This window comes from Anaerofilum hominis (assembly GCF_014287275.1).
Taxonomy (GTDB): domain Bacteria; phylum Bacillota; class Clostridia; order Oscillospirales; family Ruminococcaceae; genus Pygmaiobacter; species Pygmaiobacter hominis.
Genome location: NZ_JACONZ010000001.1, coordinates 296,539 through 311,644, shown reverse-complemented (window position 1 = coordinate 311,644; position 15,106 = coordinate 296,539). Strand labels below are relative to the sequence as shown.

12 protein-coding genes and 2 tRNA genes are annotated in these 15,106 nt (G+C 60.8%); 11 read left to right on the top strand and 3 right to left on the bottom strand.

The genetic code is table 11. From position 1 onward, the window contains the following. The first annotated feature begins 24 nt into the window (after window positions 1–24). The 9 genes from H8S23_RS01390 (at window position 25) to gatB (ending at window position 10,496) form a co-directional block, all read left to right on the top strand. Window positions 25–1,389, top strand: coding sequence for a GntR family transcriptional regulator (locus tag H8S23_RS01390; protein WP_186886525.1), 1,365 nt, complete (start codon window positions 25–27; stop codon window positions 1,387–1,389). A 93-nt stretch (window positions 1,390–1,482) separates the two neighbouring features. Continuing rightward, a complete protein-coding gene (locus H8S23_RS01385) occupies window positions 1,483–1,632 on the top strand; it encodes a hypothetical protein (protein ID WP_186886524.1) in 150 nt (49 codons plus the stop codon). A gap of 339 nt (window positions 1,633–1,971) precedes the next feature. Further along, window positions 1,972–3,300, top strand: a complete 1,329-nt coding sequence (locus H8S23_RS01380; protein WP_186886523.1) for an esterase/lipase family protein — start codon at window positions 1,972–1,974, stop codon at window positions 3,298–3,300. 54 nt (window positions 3,301–3,354) lie between these two features. After that, a complete protein-coding gene (locus H8S23_RS01375; protein WP_186886522.1) occupies window positions 3,355–4,377 on the top strand; it encodes an aldo/keto reductase in 1,023 nt (340 codons plus the stop codon). A 159-nt stretch (window positions 4,378–4,536) separates the two neighbouring features. Beyond that, the gene (gene yunB / locus H8S23_RS01370) at window positions 4,537–5,193 is read left to right on the top strand and encodes a sporulation protein YunB (protein WP_186886521.1); all 657 of its coding nucleotides are present in this window, start codon (window positions 4,537–4,539) and stop codon (window positions 5,191–5,193) included. A 96-nt stretch (window positions 5,194–5,289) separates the two neighbouring features. After that, window positions 5,290–7,275 carry an NAD-dependent DNA ligase LigA gene (ligA, locus tag H8S23_RS01365; protein WP_186886520.1) on the top strand — a complete coding sequence of 662 codons (1,986 nt, stop codon included), beginning with the start codon at window positions 5,290–5,292 and terminating at the stop codon, window positions 7,273–7,275. Window positions 7,276–7,308: 33 nt separating this feature from the next. Further along, a complete protein-coding gene (gatC, locus tag H8S23_RS01360; RefSeq protein ID WP_186886519.1) occupies window positions 7,309–7,578 on the top strand; it encodes an Asp-tRNA(Asn)/Glu-tRNA(Gln) amidotransferase subunit GatC in 270 nt (89 codons plus the stop codon). Window positions 7,579–7,597: 19 nt separating this feature from the next. After that, window positions 7,598–9,046 carry an Asp-tRNA(Asn)/Glu-tRNA(Gln) amidotransferase subunit GatA gene (gatA, locus tag H8S23_RS01355; protein ID WP_186886518.1) on the top strand — a complete coding sequence of 483 codons (1,449 nt, stop codon included), beginning with the start codon at window positions 7,598–7,600 and terminating at the stop codon, window positions 9,044–9,046. A 7-nt stretch (window positions 9,047–9,053) separates the two neighbouring features. Further along, window positions 9,054–10,496: an Asp-tRNA(Asn)/Glu-tRNA(Gln) amidotransferase subunit GatB gene (gene gatB, locus H8S23_RS01350; protein ID WP_186886517.1), complete on the top strand. Its 1,443-nt coding sequence runs from the start codon at window positions 9,054–9,056 to the stop codon at window positions 10,494–10,496. Window positions 10,497–10,879: 383 nt separating this feature from the next. Here the strand turns inward: gatB and H8S23_RS01345 are convergent, their stop codons facing one another. The 3 genes from H8S23_RS01345 to H8S23_RS01335 form a co-directional block, all read right to left on the bottom strand. Further along, window positions 10,880–12,097: a helix-turn-helix domain-containing protein gene (locus H8S23_RS01345; protein WP_186886516.1), complete on the bottom strand. Its 1,218-nt coding sequence runs from the start codon at window positions 12,095–12,097 to the stop codon at window positions 10,880–10,882. 795 nt (window positions 12,098–12,892) lie between these two features. Then, a tRNA-Cys gene (locus tag H8S23_RS01340) sits at window positions 12,893–12,967 on the bottom strand. Between the two features lie 4 nt (window positions 12,968–12,971). Next, a tRNA-Gly gene (locus tag H8S23_RS01335) sits at window positions 12,972–13,047 on the bottom strand. 368 nt (window positions 13,048–13,415) lie between these two features. Here H8S23_RS01335 and H8S23_RS01330 point away from each other — a divergent pair. Together H8S23_RS01330 and H8S23_RS01325 are read left to right on the top strand one after the other, a co-directional pair. Further along, window positions 13,416–14,300 carry an amino acid ABC transporter substrate-binding protein gene (locus H8S23_RS01330; RefSeq protein WP_186886515.1) on the top strand — a complete coding sequence of 295 codons (885 nt, stop codon included), beginning with the start codon at window positions 13,416–13,418 and terminating at the stop codon, window positions 14,298–14,300. 145 nt (window positions 14,301–14,445) lie between these two features. Then, window positions 14,446–15,105 (top strand): amino acid ABC transporter permease, encoded by a 660-nt coding sequence (locus tag H8S23_RS01325; RefSeq protein ID WP_186886514.1) that lies wholly within the window; start codon window positions 14,446–14,448, stop codon window positions 15,103–15,105. Window position 15,106: the final 1 nt, after the last annotated feature.

Here is a 15,106-nt window from a genome sequence, read left to right as displayed (position 1 = left end):
GGGATAGCAAAAGGAGGGCAACATATGAGAAGTGTGCGGTACAGCCTTATTTACAAATTTTTTGCAGCCCAAATCCGGTTTGGCTATTACAAAACAGGCGACTGCCTGCCCTCCATTGAGGAATTGACCAAAATCTACCATGCCTCCTCCCGGACCGTACACAGCGCCTATACCCAGCTCCAGCAGGACGGATACATCAGCTTATCTGCCGGCCGCAGGACCACGGTCGTTTACCAGATCACAGAGGAAGAGTGTATTCGGAATTGCCGGACCTACTACTTGGCCCGCCGAGATGCCGTTCAGTCGCTGCGGGAGACGCTTCAGGTCCTGTTCACACCTCTTATGCGGGAGGGGTGCCGCAGGCTTGGCCCGCCGGAAATGCGGCATATCAAAGAGATGGCGGCCAAACTGGGGCACGGGGATTTCTACGTTTCTTTCTTCTGCGGGCGCGCTATGTTTCTGGCGCTCAAAAACAGGCTTGCTCTTTACCTTTTTAACGATGTCGTCTCGTTCTATCAGTTTCCTCACACCCTGCTCCGGCGCTGGGGAGATACGGTGGATAAACAGCGTCTGCAGGCGCTGTCGGAAAGCCTTGTCGCCGCCTGTGACCGCCAGGACCGGGAGGGCCTTTTTCGCATTTATATGGAGGTTCAGGGGTTGATGGACCAGATCCTTTGCCTCTATATCCCGCACGCAGGCAAATTTATTTCGGCGCCGGAACAAATTCCTTTCGAATGGAAGGTCTACCGGGATCATCCCCAGCTCTGCTACTCGGTGGCGGCGCAGATGATAAACCGCATCTTTGTTGAGCGGGAATACCGCCCGGGAGATACTCTGCCGTTTTATGGGGAATTGGCAGAACACTATGGCGCCTCTTTCAGCACCATCCGGCGGACCATGGACCTCCTGGAGAAGCTGGGCGTCGTCGCGACCTCCCGCGGCGCGGGGACCAGGGTGACGGAGATGACCCGGGTCCCCGACCATGTTCAGGATAGGAGTGTACAGGGCATCCTCAAAGCGCTGCAGGAGGTCCTGCAGATCCTGTGCATTTCGTTCAACACCATCGTGGAACGGGTCGCTCTGCAGACGGAGGAACTCGATGTCTGCGCCGCTCGGCTCAACCAGCTGGACGACACAGAAGGTCCCACGGCATTTCTCACCTGCATGCGTTACCTGCTGCACGGGCAGGCTGGATTTCAGGGGATAGGGGACAAGCTGTATGAGGCTCTTCTGCTGGGCCTGCCTCTTCTGGGAGGCCGGACGGACGCCCCTGCGGTCCGGCCTCTGGCCCGCAGCCTGGAGGCGGGCGACGCTCCCGCCTTTTACGCTGCCCTGAAAGAACTCATGCTGCACCTCTCTCAGACTGCGGACAGCCTTATGGCTCTGTGACGAGATGACGAATGCGGGAGCCGCTCCCGGCAGTCTCTCCATCTCCGCACGCCTTGCGAAGCCCTGTTGGAACGCTGAAAAAAGATAACGCTGATGCGCGCCTTTTGGGAGGGCAGCGACAGCCTGTTTGTGGGCAGCGCCGCAGGCTTTGTGAGGCTGAATCTGGCCATGCCCCGCACCATTGTGGAAAAAGGCCTGCTGCGCATGCGGGACGCCGTGCAAAGGCACCAGGCTGCCCGATAAGGGCGTGCAGGGCCGGGGAAGAGATGCCGGACACAAGGTCCTTGCGCGTCTGTCCTCCCCGGTTTTGCGCGCTTTGCGGCCCTGCGCTCAGTGGAGGGGAGCGGGCGGCCCGCGGCAGTGCGGCGCCGGCGCTCTCTTCGCGCCGGATGGGAGTCCTTCCTGAGCTTGTGCGGGGAAAAAGGCGGGTCCTCTTGGCTGCGCGGCGTTCGGGGCTCATCTCTTTAAAAAAAGTGCAAGGCCTCTGGGCCGCGGGCGGTTCGGAGGAAACAAAAGGATTCCTTTTTGGGCCAAGGCGTGGTAACATAGAAAAAAAGAAGCTGCCGAAGACCGGGGGAGACCATGAAAAAATTTGCGGTGCGGGCCGGCTCGGCCCTGCTCTTTTTTGTGACGATCAACTTTTATGCATTGTCGGTCTGGACAGGACGGGCGTTCAGCGGCTGGGGCTTTGTGCTGCTGGTGCTGTTGTTTTTTGCGGCGAATCTGCGCCTGCCGCAAAAGGGGGCGTCCTCGCGCCGCATTGAGGTGTTGGACAGCGGCGGTGAGCTGCTGAAGCAGTTTCTGGCCGTCACGGCGGCGGAGATCGTGTTTTCGATTTTGTTTTTTGTGTTTTGCCGTCCGCTGAACACGGCAAATGTGCTGCTGCACCTGCTGAGCGTGCTGGTATTGGAAAATCTCCTGTTCTGGAACGGGATGCTTCGGGTCTATCTCACCTCGGTACAGCTGGGCATCAAATGGAGAGTGATCGGCGCGCTCTGCGGCTGGATACCGCTGGTCCATCTCTGGGCACTGGGGCGGATCCTGCGCATCACCGGGCGGGAGGTGGCCTTTGAGCGGGCCCGGCTGGAACTGAACGCGGTGCGGGCTGAAAATGAGATCTGCGCGACCCGATACCCCATCCTGCTGGTACACGGCGTCTTTTTCCGGGATTCAAAATTGCTGGATTACTGGGGCCGCATCCCCGCAGAACTCAAGCGCAATGGCGCCGCCGTCTATTACGGCGGGCAGCAGTCCGCCGCCTCAGTGGCGGACAGCGGCGCGGAGCTGACCGAGCGCATCCGCGAGCTTGTGCGTGAGACCGGATGTGAAAAGGTGAATCTGATCGCCCATTCCAAGGGCGGCCTTGACTGCCGCTACGCCATCACCCATGCGGGGGCCGGCGAGCTGGTGGCGTCGCTGACCACTGTCAACACCCCGCACCGGGGCTGTTTGTTCGCGGATGAATTGCTGGGGCGGATCTCCGCCCGGGTGCAGAACGCCATTGCCCGCAGATATAACCGGGCGGCGCGGCTGCTGGGAGACCGGGAGCCGGATTTTCTGCGTGCGGTCCAGGACCTGACGGCCTCCTCCTGTGCGCGCTTCAACGAGCAGACCCCGGACCTGCCGGGCGTGCTTTACCAGAGCGTCGGTTCGGTGATGCGCCGCGCGGCCAGCGGCAAATTCCCGCTCAACATGACCTATCCGCTGGTGCGGCATTTTGATGGGGAAAACGACGGCCTGGTGGCGGTGGAGTCCATGCCCTGGGGGGAAGCGTTCCGGCTGGTGCGCACTAAAAAACGCGGGGTCTCCCACGCCGACATGATCGATCTCAACCGGGAGAATATCCCGGATTTTGATGTGCGGGAATTTTATGTGCAGCTGGTAAGCGGCCTGAAAGCGCGGGGGCTGTGAGCCGCGCGGGCCGCTGCGCCGGTTTGGGCAAGTGAAAAAAAGGGAGGAAAAATCATGGCAAAGATGACATTGGGACGCACCGGGCTGACCGTGGAGCAGAACGGGTTTGGGGCGCTGCCCATCCAGCGCATCTCCAAGGAGGAGGCCGTCCGCCTGCTGCGCAGGGCGCAGGAGGGGGGCATGACCTATTTTGACACCGCCAGGGCCTATACCGACAGCGAAGAAAAGCTGGGCGCGGCCTTTGCAGGCATGCGGGACAAGGTGGTTATCGCGACCAAGACGATGGCTCAGACTGCCCACGCGTTTTGGGACGATCTGCACACCAGCCTGCGGCTGCTGGGCACCGACTATGTGGACGTTTATCAATTTCACACCCCGTCTTTCTGCCCCAGACCGGGGGATGAGAGCGGGCTTTACGACGCTATGCTGGAGGCAAAGCGGCAGGGCAAGGTGCGGTTCATCGGCATCACCAACCATCGTCTGGACGTGGCTCACGAGGCGATCGACTCCGGCCTGTACGACCTGCTCATGTTCCCGTTCAGCTATATCAGCAGCGAAAAAGAGCTGGCCGTCGCCGACGCCTGTCTTGAAAAGGGGATGGCGTTCGTTGCCATGAAAGCACTTTGCGGGGGCCTGATCACCAATTCGGCGGCGGCCTGCGCGTGGGTGGCGCAGCACCAGGGCGTGCTGCCGATCTGGGGCATCCAGCGCGAGCGCGAGCTGGACGAATTTTTGTCCTATCTGCCCACGCCGCCCCGGTTGGACGACAAATTGCGTGCCGTCATCGAGCAGGACCGGCGGGAACTGGAGGGAGATTTCTGCCGCGGCTGCGGCTACTGCATGCCCTGCCCGCAGGGGATCAAGATCAACTCCTGCGCCAGGGCTTCGGTCATGATGCGCCGCGCCCCGGCGATCAACTTTTTGTCGGAGGAGGGGCAGGCGATGATGAAAAAGATCGAGGACTGCGTCGGCTGCGGCCAATGCGCGGCGAAATGCCCCTATGGTCTGGACACCCCCGCGCTGCTGCAGCGCAACTACCAGGATTTCAAAGAGGTCCTGGCGGGCAAGCCGCTGTGAGACGCTGCAACTCTGTTTTTCCTATCTGAAACAAACCCGGGCCGCAGCGCTGCTTTATGCGCGCTTTGCGGCCCGGGTTTGTTTGATTTGCAGCGAAAAAAGTGACGTTTTTTGCCCTGCCCGCATATAGTGAAAAGAAGAAAGCAGGGGGGTGGCGGGATGCGTTACCGGCAGAAAAGAACGGGGCGGAAACGCCGCAGGCTGCCCTGGGCGCTGCGGCTGGCCGCAGTGCTTGCTGCGGCGGTCGGCCTGCTGGCGGCGCTGGACAACGAGGTGCGGCCGGTGGTCATCACGATGGCGCAATACCAGGCGCGGGTCAGCAGCATCCTTGCCATCAATGAAGCGGTGCTCGACGAGCTGGAAAAAGAGGAGATCGGCTATGACGACCTGGTGACCATCGACCGGCTGCAAGACGGCACCGTTTCCTCTATCCAGGCGGACGCGGCCGCCATCAACCGCCTCAAAGCGCGGCTGACCAGCGCGGTGAGCGCCCGGCTGGCCGCCCTGCAGCTGGAGGAAGTGGAGGTGCCGCTGGGCACGCTGCTGGGCTGGCAGATCTTTGCCGGGCGCGGCCCGTCCATTCGCTTTCAGGTCGTGCCGGCGTCGTTTGTGGAGAGCGATATCACCAGCACGCTGGAGGCCGCGGGCATCAATCAGACCCAGCACAAGATCCTGATGCAGTTCAAGGTGGAGATGAGCGCCATCATCCCGGGCTATACCACCAGCGTGACCGTCAACACCCAGGTCAGCATCGCAGACACCCTGATCGTAGGCAATGTGCCGCAGTTTTACGCAGTGGGAGACCCGTTGGTGTAAGGGCTGTCCATCATGAATTTTAGACAAAAATACCGCCCAGAATATAGCCGAAGCGCCGAAGTTGTGCTATACTAAATTAGATAGGGCGGTGAGTGCATGGAAGAACATCAGGCGCGTGCCAGAATAGAGGAACTGCGTGCTGAGATCAGAAGAAACGACGACCTGTATTACAATCAGGACGCCCCGGAGCTGGAGGACTATGAGTACGACCGGCTCACCCAGGAACTCAAACAGCTGGAGCGGGAGTTTCCCCAGCTGGTGACAGCGGACTCCCCCACCCAGAAGATCGATGCGGCGGCCTCCTCCGCCTTTGAAAAGGTGGTCCATGCCGTCAAGATGGAGAGCCTGCAGGACGTGTTCTCCTTTGAGGACGTGGAGGACTTTGTGCGGCGCGTGCGGGAGGAATCGCCTCAGGCTTCCTTTGTGGTGGAGTCCAAAATCGACGGGCTGTCAGTGAGTCTGGAATACCGCGACGGCGTATTCGTGCGCGGCTCCACCCGCGGCGACGGCGTGGTGGGCGAGGACGTGACCGAAAACCTGCGCACCATCCGCGATATCCCCAGCCGGCTGAAAGACGCGCCCGCTTTTCTTGAGGTGCGGGGCGAGGTCTATATGCCGAAGGACGTCTTTGCCGCCGTGGCGGCACAGCAGGAGGACGAGGGCAAGCGGCCTTTTAAAAATCCGCGCAATGCCGCGGCCGGCTCCCTGCGCCAAAAAGACCCCTCGGTGACGACCAAGCGGGGCCTTTCCATCTTTGTGTTCAACGTGCAGCAGTGCCAGGGGCGCAGCTTTCAGGGGCATGCGGAGAGCCTGGAGTATCTGGCGGGCCTGGGCTTCAAGGTCTCGCCGGGGTTCAGGACCGCGTCCTCCGCAGAGGAGATCCGCGCCGAGATCGAGCGCATCGGCAACACGCGTGGCGAGATCAATTACGGCATTGACGGCGCGGTGGTCAAGGTGGACGATTTCGGGCTGCGCAATAATCTGGGCAGCACCAGCAAGTTTCCGCGCTGGGCGGTGGCTTTCAAATATCCGCCGGAGGTAAAAGAGTCGGAGCTGCGCCGGATCGAGATCTCGGTGGGGCGCACCGGCGTGCTGACCCCGACGGCCATCTTTGATCCCATTTTTCTGGCCGGGACCACTGTGGCCCGCGCGTCGCTGCACAACGAGGATTTTATCCGGGAAAAGCAGATCCGCATCGGGGACGTGATCCAGGTGCGCAAAGCGGGGGATATCATCCCGGAAGTTCTGGGCGTGGCGGCCCACCGGTCGGACGCCCCGGTCTTTGAGATGCCCACGGTCTGCCCCTCCTGCGGCGAGCCGGTCTCGCGCCTGCCGGACGAGGCCGCGCTGCGCTGCCTCAACCCGGAATGTCCGGCCCAGACGATGCGCAACCTGATCCATTTTGCTTCCCGGGGCGCCATGGATATCGACGGCTGCGGCCCGGCGGTGCTGGGACAGCTGGTGGACAGGGGATATGTGTCCAACGCGGCTGATCTTTACTATCTGACAAAAGAGCAGCTGCTGACGCTGGATAAATTCAAAGAGAAATCGGCCTCCAACCTGCTGGCAGCCATCGAAGCGTCCAAGGCCAATAACCTGGACAGGCTCATCAACGGGCTGGGCATCCGCAATATCGGCGATACGGCGGCCACCCTGCTGGCCGAGCGCTTTTCCACCATTGACGGCATTATGGCGGCGGGCGAAGAGGAGATCGCTGCGATCGACGGCTACGGCGGCATCATGGCCAAAAGCGTGGCGGAGTTTTTTTCAAAGCCCGGCAGCCGCGATCTGGTGGAAAAACTGCGCGCGGCAGGCGTCAACATGGCGTATACCGGCGAGGAAAAGACCGATTATCTGGCGGGCAGGACCATCGTAGTCACCGGCACCCTGCCGACCCTCTCCCGGGACGAGGCGGAGGAGCTGATCCGGAAAAACGGCGGCAAAGCCACCGGGTCGGTGTCAAAACGCACCAGCTATGTGCTGGCGGGCGAGGCGGCCGGCAGCAAACTGACCAAGGCGAACGACCTGGGCGTGCCGGTCATCGACGAGGCTGCGTTTTTAGAAATGATTCACAGGAACTGAAAAAATAGAAGAAAGAAAAAAGGAGTGTCCAGTATGGAGATCGATGTGCGGCATATCGCCAGGCTTGCGAAGCTCGATATCCCCGAGGAGGAGCTGCCCCGCATGGAGCAGGAGCTTTCCAGTATTGTGAGTATGGTGGAAAAACTTCCCGAGCTGGCCAGCAAAGAGAGCCTGCTCGACCCGGAAAACACGATGGAGCTGCGCCCGGACGTGGTGCAGCCGTCCTTTCCGCGGGACGAGATGCTCAAAAATGCGCCCGACACCGCGGCAGGCTGCCTGATGGTGCCCAAGGTCGTAGAATAAAAAGAGGGAGGAAGAAAAAATGAGAAAGCTGTATGAGTATTCGGCGACCGAACTCTCCTCCCTGCTGCGCGGCAGAGAGGTCAGCGCCGCCGAGATCACCGAGGCCGCGCTGGGCCGCATCGAGGCTGTGGAGGGGCAGGTGGACGCCTTTTTGACCGTCACTGCCGACGAGGCGCGTGCAGCCGCTGAACGCGTGGATGCGAAGATCGCGGCGGGGGAGGAGCTTGCCCCGCTGGCGGGCATCCCGGTGGCGGTGAAAGACAACATCTGCACCAGAGGGGTGCGCACCACCTGCGCCTCCCGCATGCTGGAAAATTTCGTGCCCCCCTATGACGCCACTGTCACGGAAAAGCTGGAAGCGCAGGGCGCGGTATTGACCGGCAAGACAAATATGGACGAGTTTGCCATGGGCGGGAGCTGTGAAAACTCCTATTTCAAAAAGACGAAAAATCCCTGGGACACCAGCCGGGTGCCGGGCGGCTCTTCCGGCGGCAGTGCGGCGGCGGTGGCCTCCTGCGAGGTGCCGCTGGCGCTGGGCTCTGATACCGGCGGTTCGGTCCGCTGCCCGGCCAGCTTTTGCGGCATTGTGGGCCTGAAGCCCACCTATGGCGCAGTCAGCCGCTACGGTCTGGTGGCCTTTGCCTCATCTCTGGATCAGATCGGCCCGTTTGGCCGCACCGTGGACGACGTGGCCCTGCTGTACGGCGCCATCTGCGGCCACGACCCCAGAGACGCCACCTCCAAAAACGCCGCGCTGGGCGAGGTGCGGGGCGAGGTGAAGGGCCTGCGTCTGGGCGTGCCCAAAGAATATTTCGGCGAGGGCATCTCCCCGGAAGTCAAGGCCGCGGTCTATGCCGCCGTGGAGCGCCTGAAAGGGCTTGGGGCAGAGGTGGTCGAGATCTCCCTGCCCTCCACCGACTATGCCTTGGCCGCCTATTATATCATCTCCTCCGCCGAGGCCAGCAGCAATCTGGCCCGGTACGACGGGGTCAAATACGGCTTTTCGGGCAACCGGGAGGGCACCCTGAACGACCTTTACCTTTCCACCCGCAGCCAGGGCTTCGGCGCGGAGGTGAAGCGCCGCATCATGCTTGGTACTTACGTGCTCAGCTCAGGCTACTATGACGCTTACTACAAGCGGGCCAAGCTGCTGCAGGGCGTTATCGGGCAGGAGTTTGCGGACGCATTTGAAAAGTGTGACGCCATCGTCACCCCGGTCAATCCCACCACCGCGTTCAAATTGGGGGAAAAGTGCGACGATCCGGTGCAGATGTACGCCACCGACGTGTGCACCGTCACGGTGAACATTGCCGGCCTGCCGGGCGTCAGCCTGCCCTGCGGCAGCGACGCTGCGGGCCTCCCCATCGGCATGCAGGTCATCGGGCCCCGGTTCAGCGAAACGCGGCTGCTCTCGATCGCGAAATGCTATGAGACGGCCGTGGGCGGCTTTGCAGTAAAGGAGATGTGAGCGAGAGATGAACAACAACTTTGAAACCGTGATCGGCCTTGAGGTACACGCCGAGCTGAATACGAAAACAAAGATCTTCTGCAGCTGCGAAAACCGCTTCGGCGCCGAGGTCAACACCCTTTGCTGCCCGATCTGCATGGGCCTGCCCGGCACCCTGCCGGTGCTGAACCGCCAGGTGGTGGAAAGCGCGGTGCGCATGGGCCATGCCCTGAACTGCCGCATCAACGGCGTCACCAAGCAGGACCGCAAAAACTACTTTTACCCCGACCTGCCCAAAGCTTATCAGATATCCCAGTTCGACGTGCCCCTGTGTGAGGGCGGCTATCTGGACGTGCTGGTGGGGGACGAGGTGCGCCGCATCGGCGTCACCCGCATCCACATCGAGGAGGACGCCGGCAAGCTGATCCACGACGATTCTTTCGACGGCACTCTCTGCGATTACAACCGCTGCGGCGTGCCCCTGATCGAGATCGTCTCCGAGCCGGACCTGCGCAGCGCCGACGAGGCAAAAGCGTATCTTGAGACCATCACCACCATACTGCTGTATCTGGGCATCAGCGACGCCAAGATGCAGGAGGGCAGCGTGCGCTGCGACGTGAACGTTTCGGTGCGGCCCCGGGGCGCCAGCGAGTTCGGCACCCGGTGCGAGATGAAAAACGTCAACAGCTTTGGCGCAGTTTACCGCGCCATCGTCTATGAGGCCGAGCGCCAGATGGAGGTGCTGGCCTCCGGCGGGACCATCCAGCAGGAGACCCGCCGCTGGGATGACGCCAAGGGCAAGAGCATCCTGATGCGCAGCAAGGAAGACGCGCAGGATTACCGCTACTTCCCCGATCCCGATCTGCTCACCTTTGTGGTGAGCGAGGAGAAGATCGCGGCCCTCAAGGCCAGCTTGCCGGAGCTGCCTACCGCCAGGACGCTGCGCTATGTCAAGGATTTCGGGCTGCAGAAAGTGGACGCCCAGCTGCTCAGCGTCAACAAGGCGCGGGCTGATTTCTTTGACGCCTGCGCCGCACTGGGCAGATGCGAAGCGAAGATCGCCGCGAACTGGCTTTTGGGCGATATCGCCAAGATCCTCAACGAACAGCGCATCGAGATCACCGACACCGCCCTTACCCCGGAACATCTGGCAGACATGATCGTGCTGATCAACAAGGGGACGATCTCCAACACGGCGGCCAAGACCGTGCTGGAAGAGATCATGCGGCGGGATGTGGAACCGGCGCAGGTGGTGGAGGAAAAAGGCCTGGCCCAGATCAGCGACGCTTCGGCGCTGTCGGGCATCGTGGATCAGGTGCTGGCCGACAACCCCAAGGCCGTGGCGGATTACAAAAAGGGCAAGGTGAACGTCGCGGGCTTCCTGGTGGGGCAATGCATGAAAGCGAGCCGCGGCCAGGGCAACCCCGCCACTCTGCGGGATATGGTCATCGAGGCCATCCAAAAACTGTAAAAAACGCCGTGCGCGGGCTTTGAAGCCCCAAACCGCGGCGGAACGGCAAAGACAACAGCGGGCCGTCCTCCAAAAGGAGGACGGCCCGCTGTTGTTGCGGTGAAAGACCCCACAGGCGCGCAAGACCACCCGTTTTGGCACTGCGGACAGCGCCGCGGCGAGAAGAAGATCCTGGCAGCTGAAGCCGCGGCGGCTGGAACTTCGTTGAATAAATGAGAGACAGCACATCACAAAAGGGGGGACAGGGAATGACCAGACACAAGACCGCGGTATTGCTGCTCTGCCTGGCGGTGCTGGGGCTTACGGCCCTCAGCAGTCTGTCGGGGCTTCTGGCCGTGCTGGCGGCCCTGTAAGGCGCCAGGAGGAATGGCCCCGGAAAAAGGTCAGAAATGATGGGACGCAGTGATCACACTGCCGGTGTTTTCAGTGACGCGGGCGATGATCTCCACCTCGTCGGGGCCTGCGATTTCATAGGAGCCGATCTCAAAGGAGGCGTAAAAGGAGCCGCCGGACATAAATGTGGCCGGTTCATCCTGAGACGGCTGGTCGGCGAAGTCGCTGAAAAGAGAAACGTCCACCTCTGCGGTCTGCACCACCTTGCCGCCCACCACCAGATCCGCCTGTGCAGCCACGGGGTAAGGAGAGGTGTCCTGATAGCCGCGCTCGATGCTGAGCTCAAATTCGCCGCCCACACGCCACACTTGGTCTGTGTCGGGGCCGAGGGCGGAGTGGCTGATGGTGAATTCCCTGGGGGCGACCTGCACCAGAGCGCGGTAGCCCCGGACAAAGTCCGTCTCCCGCAGCAGCTCTTCGCTTTGCACGCTGCCGTCGGGGCCGGTAAAACTCACCGAGAGGATGAAATCGGAATAGTCCGCCTCCAGCGGGATCTTCAGCTCGCCGCCAAAGCCGTTTCCCCCGTCGGGATTGCCCTGTACGATGACGGCGTCGCCGCCCGAGGGGAACAGGGTGAACGCGGCGGACATGCCGGGCTGGTACGCTTTTGGCAGCACGCTGACGGACAGCGGCACCCAGGCGGCGTTCCACCCCGGGCTGCCATAGTGAAAATCAAAGCTGGCGATCAGGCTGGCCTGCTGCTGCAGGCTGTTTTCGATGCCGGCGACCCGGGCGTCGATGGTGCTGTCGATGGTGCTGTCAAGGCCGGCGACCGCGGCCTCAAGTCCCCCTATTTTATTGGAAAAATAGTTCAGCCGGCCGCTGGTGTGGACGGCAATAAAGACACAGGCGGCGGCAGCCGCGCAGGCGAGAAAGGCCAGCGCAGCGGCGACCCACCGGTGTGCCCGGCCAGTGCGCTGCTGCGCCTCGGCCTGCCCGTCCAGCAGCGCGCGCACGCTCTCCAGGGCCACAGTGCCCTCTGCGGGCTCCGCATCTTCGCCGGACGGCGCTTTCTCGCCGGTGATCAGTTCGTCACAGCTCACGCCCAGTGCGCGGGCCAGTTCCTGCAAATTGTCCACGCCGGGCAGGGAGGACCCTGACTCCCACTTGCCGATAGCCTGCCGGGAGACGCCCAGCTGCTCGGCCAGACGCTCCTGCGACAGCCCTGCGGCCCGCCGCAGGGCGCCGATCCGCTCTCCGATCGTCATGATAAAACCTCCTTTATCTGTAGCTTATCATACCAGAAAGAGTCGCGGCGGCGCCACCAACAGTTTCTGTCATTTCGGCAACCAGAGGTTGCCGCCCTCCCCATTTTGCCATTTCCAGCGCCAGATCGTCCCGGGGGAGGGAAACGGATAGGCAAAGGCCTGTTAAAGTCCCACGAAGGCAGGCAGAGACTGCCCGGGTTGCCTCCAAAGGGATGGGATCCCTGAAAGGGAAAGAGGTCCCCTAAAGGGACGGGTTCCTGCAAAGGGAATGTTTACTTTAAACAAATGATTTTCCGCAAAGGGGGGGGCTCCAAGGGAACGAGGCTCCCTAAAGAAGGAATGGGGTCTTTGCAAGGAATGGCTCTCTTAAAGAGACGAGTTTCCCAAAGGGATGGGCTCCCCCGCAAAAGGACGGATCTCCCGCACAGGGGCCTCTTTCCCATAAGGAAGCCGTTTTCTCCCAAAAAGGCAGGCCTCACAAAAAGAGACGGTTCCCCCCAAAGGAAAAGATCGGAAAATAAAAAAGATCGCAAGAAAGTTTTCTAACAGGGGAGCCGCGCGGAGGAGACGGCCATACGGAGGCAGGAGACCCTGCAGAGGGCGGGTAGCCTTGCAGGGACCTGATGGCCAGACACAGGCCGGCAGGGAACGGTCTGCCTCCTGTTTTGCCCGCGTGTGTGTGCGGCCGCACGCCGGCTTTATTCGGCGCAGCCGCGCGGCCGTGCCGGGGCTGCCGGGGTGCATGGCAGATGCAAACAGAAAACGCGGACATCCCTTGAGATGTCCGCGTTTTTTTGGAGGTGCTGGACGGATTTGAACCGTCGCATGAGGGTTTTGCAGACCCTTGCCTTACCACTTGGCTACAGCACCGTATTGGAGCGGCTTACGAGGCTCGAACTCGCTACCTCCACCTTGGCAAGGTGGCGCTCTACCAGATGAGCTAAAGCCGCATTTATTGTGCCCGGAACAGGAGCTTTTTATAGCAACTGTGACCACTTGACTGATGAGCCTTATTTATTATAAGGGAGGAGCAGGGGGTTTGTCAAGGATAAATTTTACTTTTTATGGGAAATGGAAAAAAGACGGGCAGTAAGTGTGGGCGGAAAGAAAAGAACAAAAAGCAAAAATATTTTTTGTGAGAATGTCATAAAATGTTGACCGCTAAAAGGCCTGTCAGTGCCCGCCTGCACAAAAATCAAAATTTTATCAAATTAGCACTTTACAGCTTTATCAGAATGAAGTACAATAAGCCTGTACTCGAGAGAGCAGGCGGCTCTCAGCCGCACAAGAGAGAAAAGAATTGAGGAGAGGATCCAAGATGAAAAAGACGATATCGGTTCTGCTCGCGGCCGCGCTGGCCCTGAGCTTCACGGCCTGCGGCGGCGATACGAGTTATCAGACAGCTTCGGGCGCGGGCAGCGGGGAGCCGTCTGGGGGTTCTGGCTCCCAGGCTCAAAGCGCTTCTTCCAGTGCGGCGGGATATTCCACCACGCTGGCCGACATCCAGGCCAAGGGGGAACTGGTCATTGGTCTGGACGACACCTTTGCGCCGATGGGCTTCCGGGACGAAAACAATGATCTGGTGGGCTTTGATATCGACCTTGCCACAGCGGTCTGTGAAGAGCTGGGGGTCAAGGCTGTTTTCCAGCCCATCGACTGGAAAGCCAAGGAGATGGAACTTTCCACCGGCAAGATCGATTGCGTCTGGAACGGCATGTCCATCACGCCGGAGCGGCAGCAGACCATGAGCCTGTCGGACCCCTACCTGAACAACAAGATCATCGTCATGACCAACCAGGGCGTGGAGATCGCCGACAAAGAGGATCTGGCCAACTACAAGCTGGGGACGCAGGCGGATTCTTCGGCGCTGGAGGTCATCAAGGCGGACTCTGTGTATGACGCCATCAAAGATCAGCTGACAGAATACGATACCTATGACCAGGTGATCATGGATATGCAGGCCGGCCGTCTGGACGCGATGATCGTCGACGAGGTGCTGGGCCAGTACAAGAACACCCAGATGGACAACGCTTTCGGCGTCGCCTCTTTTGACTTCGGCGACGATCTGTATGCCATCGGCTTCCGCAAGGGGGACACGGAGCTGACCCAGGCGGTCAACGACGCCATTGCGGCCTGTATCGAGAGCGGCAAGGCGGCCGAGGTCTCTGAAAAATGGTTTGGTGCCGACATCATGGTGCAGTGACAGGGGCTGGCGCGCCAGCCCGCAATGTGGTAAAATAAACAGGTCTGTGACCGGCAAGGCGGCGGATGCGGGAAAAGCGTCCGCCGGCTTTGCTGTCTGACCGCAAAAAAGCCGCGCAGGCGGCAGCAAAGGTGGAGGAGAGCGGATGGATCTTTCCTATATCGCGGCGTTGATGCCGGCGTTGATGCAGGGGTTGTGGCAGACCCTGAAAATATTTGCACTGACCCTGGTTTTTTCGTTGCCGCTGGGGCTGGTGTTCACGCTGGGCAGCATTTCCCGGGTATTGCCCCTGCGCTGGCTGGCACGCGGCTATATCTGGATCTTTCGCGGCACGCCGCTGATGCTGCAGCTCTTTTTCGTCTATTACGGCCTGCCGTTTCTGGGGCTGACGTTCGACCGTTTCCCGGCCGCGGTGCTCACCTTTGTGCTCAATTACGCGGCTTATTTTGCCGAGATCTATCGCGGCGGCATCCAGTCCATCGACAGAGGACAGCACGAGGCGGCAAAGACGCTGGGGTTCACGCCCTGGCAGACCATGCGGCTCATCATCATCCCGCAGACGGTCAGCAGGGTGATCCCGCCCGTCTGCAACGAGACGATCACACTGGTGAAAGATACCGCCCTGGTGACGGCCATCGGCGTGGGCGAGCTGCTGAAAGCGGCCCAGGGGGCGGTCAACCGGGATGTGAATATCACCGCGTACGTGGTGGCCGCAGTGATCTATCTGGCCATTACTTTTGTCATGACCATGGTGTATGAGCGGCTGGAGAAATATTTCAGCCGCCATCAAAAAAAGGAGGCCTGAA

What these genes read in the sequence shown, in the direction of transcription:
- H8S23_RS01390 (WP_186886525.1), top strand. Translation starts at nt 25, where the DNA reads ATGAGAAGTGTGCGGTACAGCCTTATTTACAAATTTTTTGCAGCCCAA.
- H8S23_RS01385 (WP_186886524.1), top strand. Translation starts at nt 1,483, where the DNA reads ATGCGCGCCTTTTGGGAGGGCAGCGACAGCCTGTTTGTGGGCAGCGCC.
- H8S23_RS01380 (WP_186886523.1), top strand. Translation starts at nt 1,972, where the DNA reads ATGAAAAAATTTGCGGTGCGGGCCGGCTCGGCCCTGCTCTTTTTTGTG.
- H8S23_RS01375 (WP_186886522.1), top strand. Translation starts at nt 3,355, where the DNA reads ATGGCAAAGATGACATTGGGACGCACCGGGCTGACCGTGGAGCAGAAC.
- yunB (WP_186886521.1), top strand. Translation starts at nt 4,537, where the DNA reads ATGCGTTACCGGCAGAAAAGAACGGGGCGGAAACGCCGCAGGCTGCCC.
- ligA (WP_186886520.1), top strand. Translation starts at nt 5,290, where the DNA reads ATGGAAGAACATCAGGCGCGTGCCAGAATAGAGGAACTGCGTGCTGAG.
- gatC (WP_186886519.1), top strand. Translation starts at nt 7,309, where the DNA reads ATGGAGATCGATGTGCGGCATATCGCCAGGCTTGCGAAGCTCGATATC.
- gatA (WP_186886518.1), top strand. Translation starts at nt 7,598, where the DNA reads ATGAGAAAGCTGTATGAGTATTCGGCGACCGAACTCTCCTCCCTGCTG.
- gatB (WP_186886517.1), top strand. Translation starts at nt 9,054, where the DNA reads ATGAACAACAACTTTGAAACCGTGATCGGCCTTGAGGTACACGCCGAG.
- H8S23_RS01345 (WP_186886516.1), bottom strand. Translation starts at nt 12,097, where the DNA reads ATGACGATCGGAGAGCGGATCGGCGCCCTGCGGCGGGCCGCAGGGCTG.
- H8S23_RS01330 (WP_186886515.1), top strand. Translation starts at nt 13,416, where the DNA reads ATGAAAAAGACGATATCGGTTCTGCTCGCGGCCGCGCTGGCCCTGAGC.
- H8S23_RS01325 (WP_186886514.1), top strand. Translation starts at nt 14,446, where the DNA reads ATGGATCTTTCCTATATCGCGGCGTTGATGCCGGCGTTGATGCAGGGG.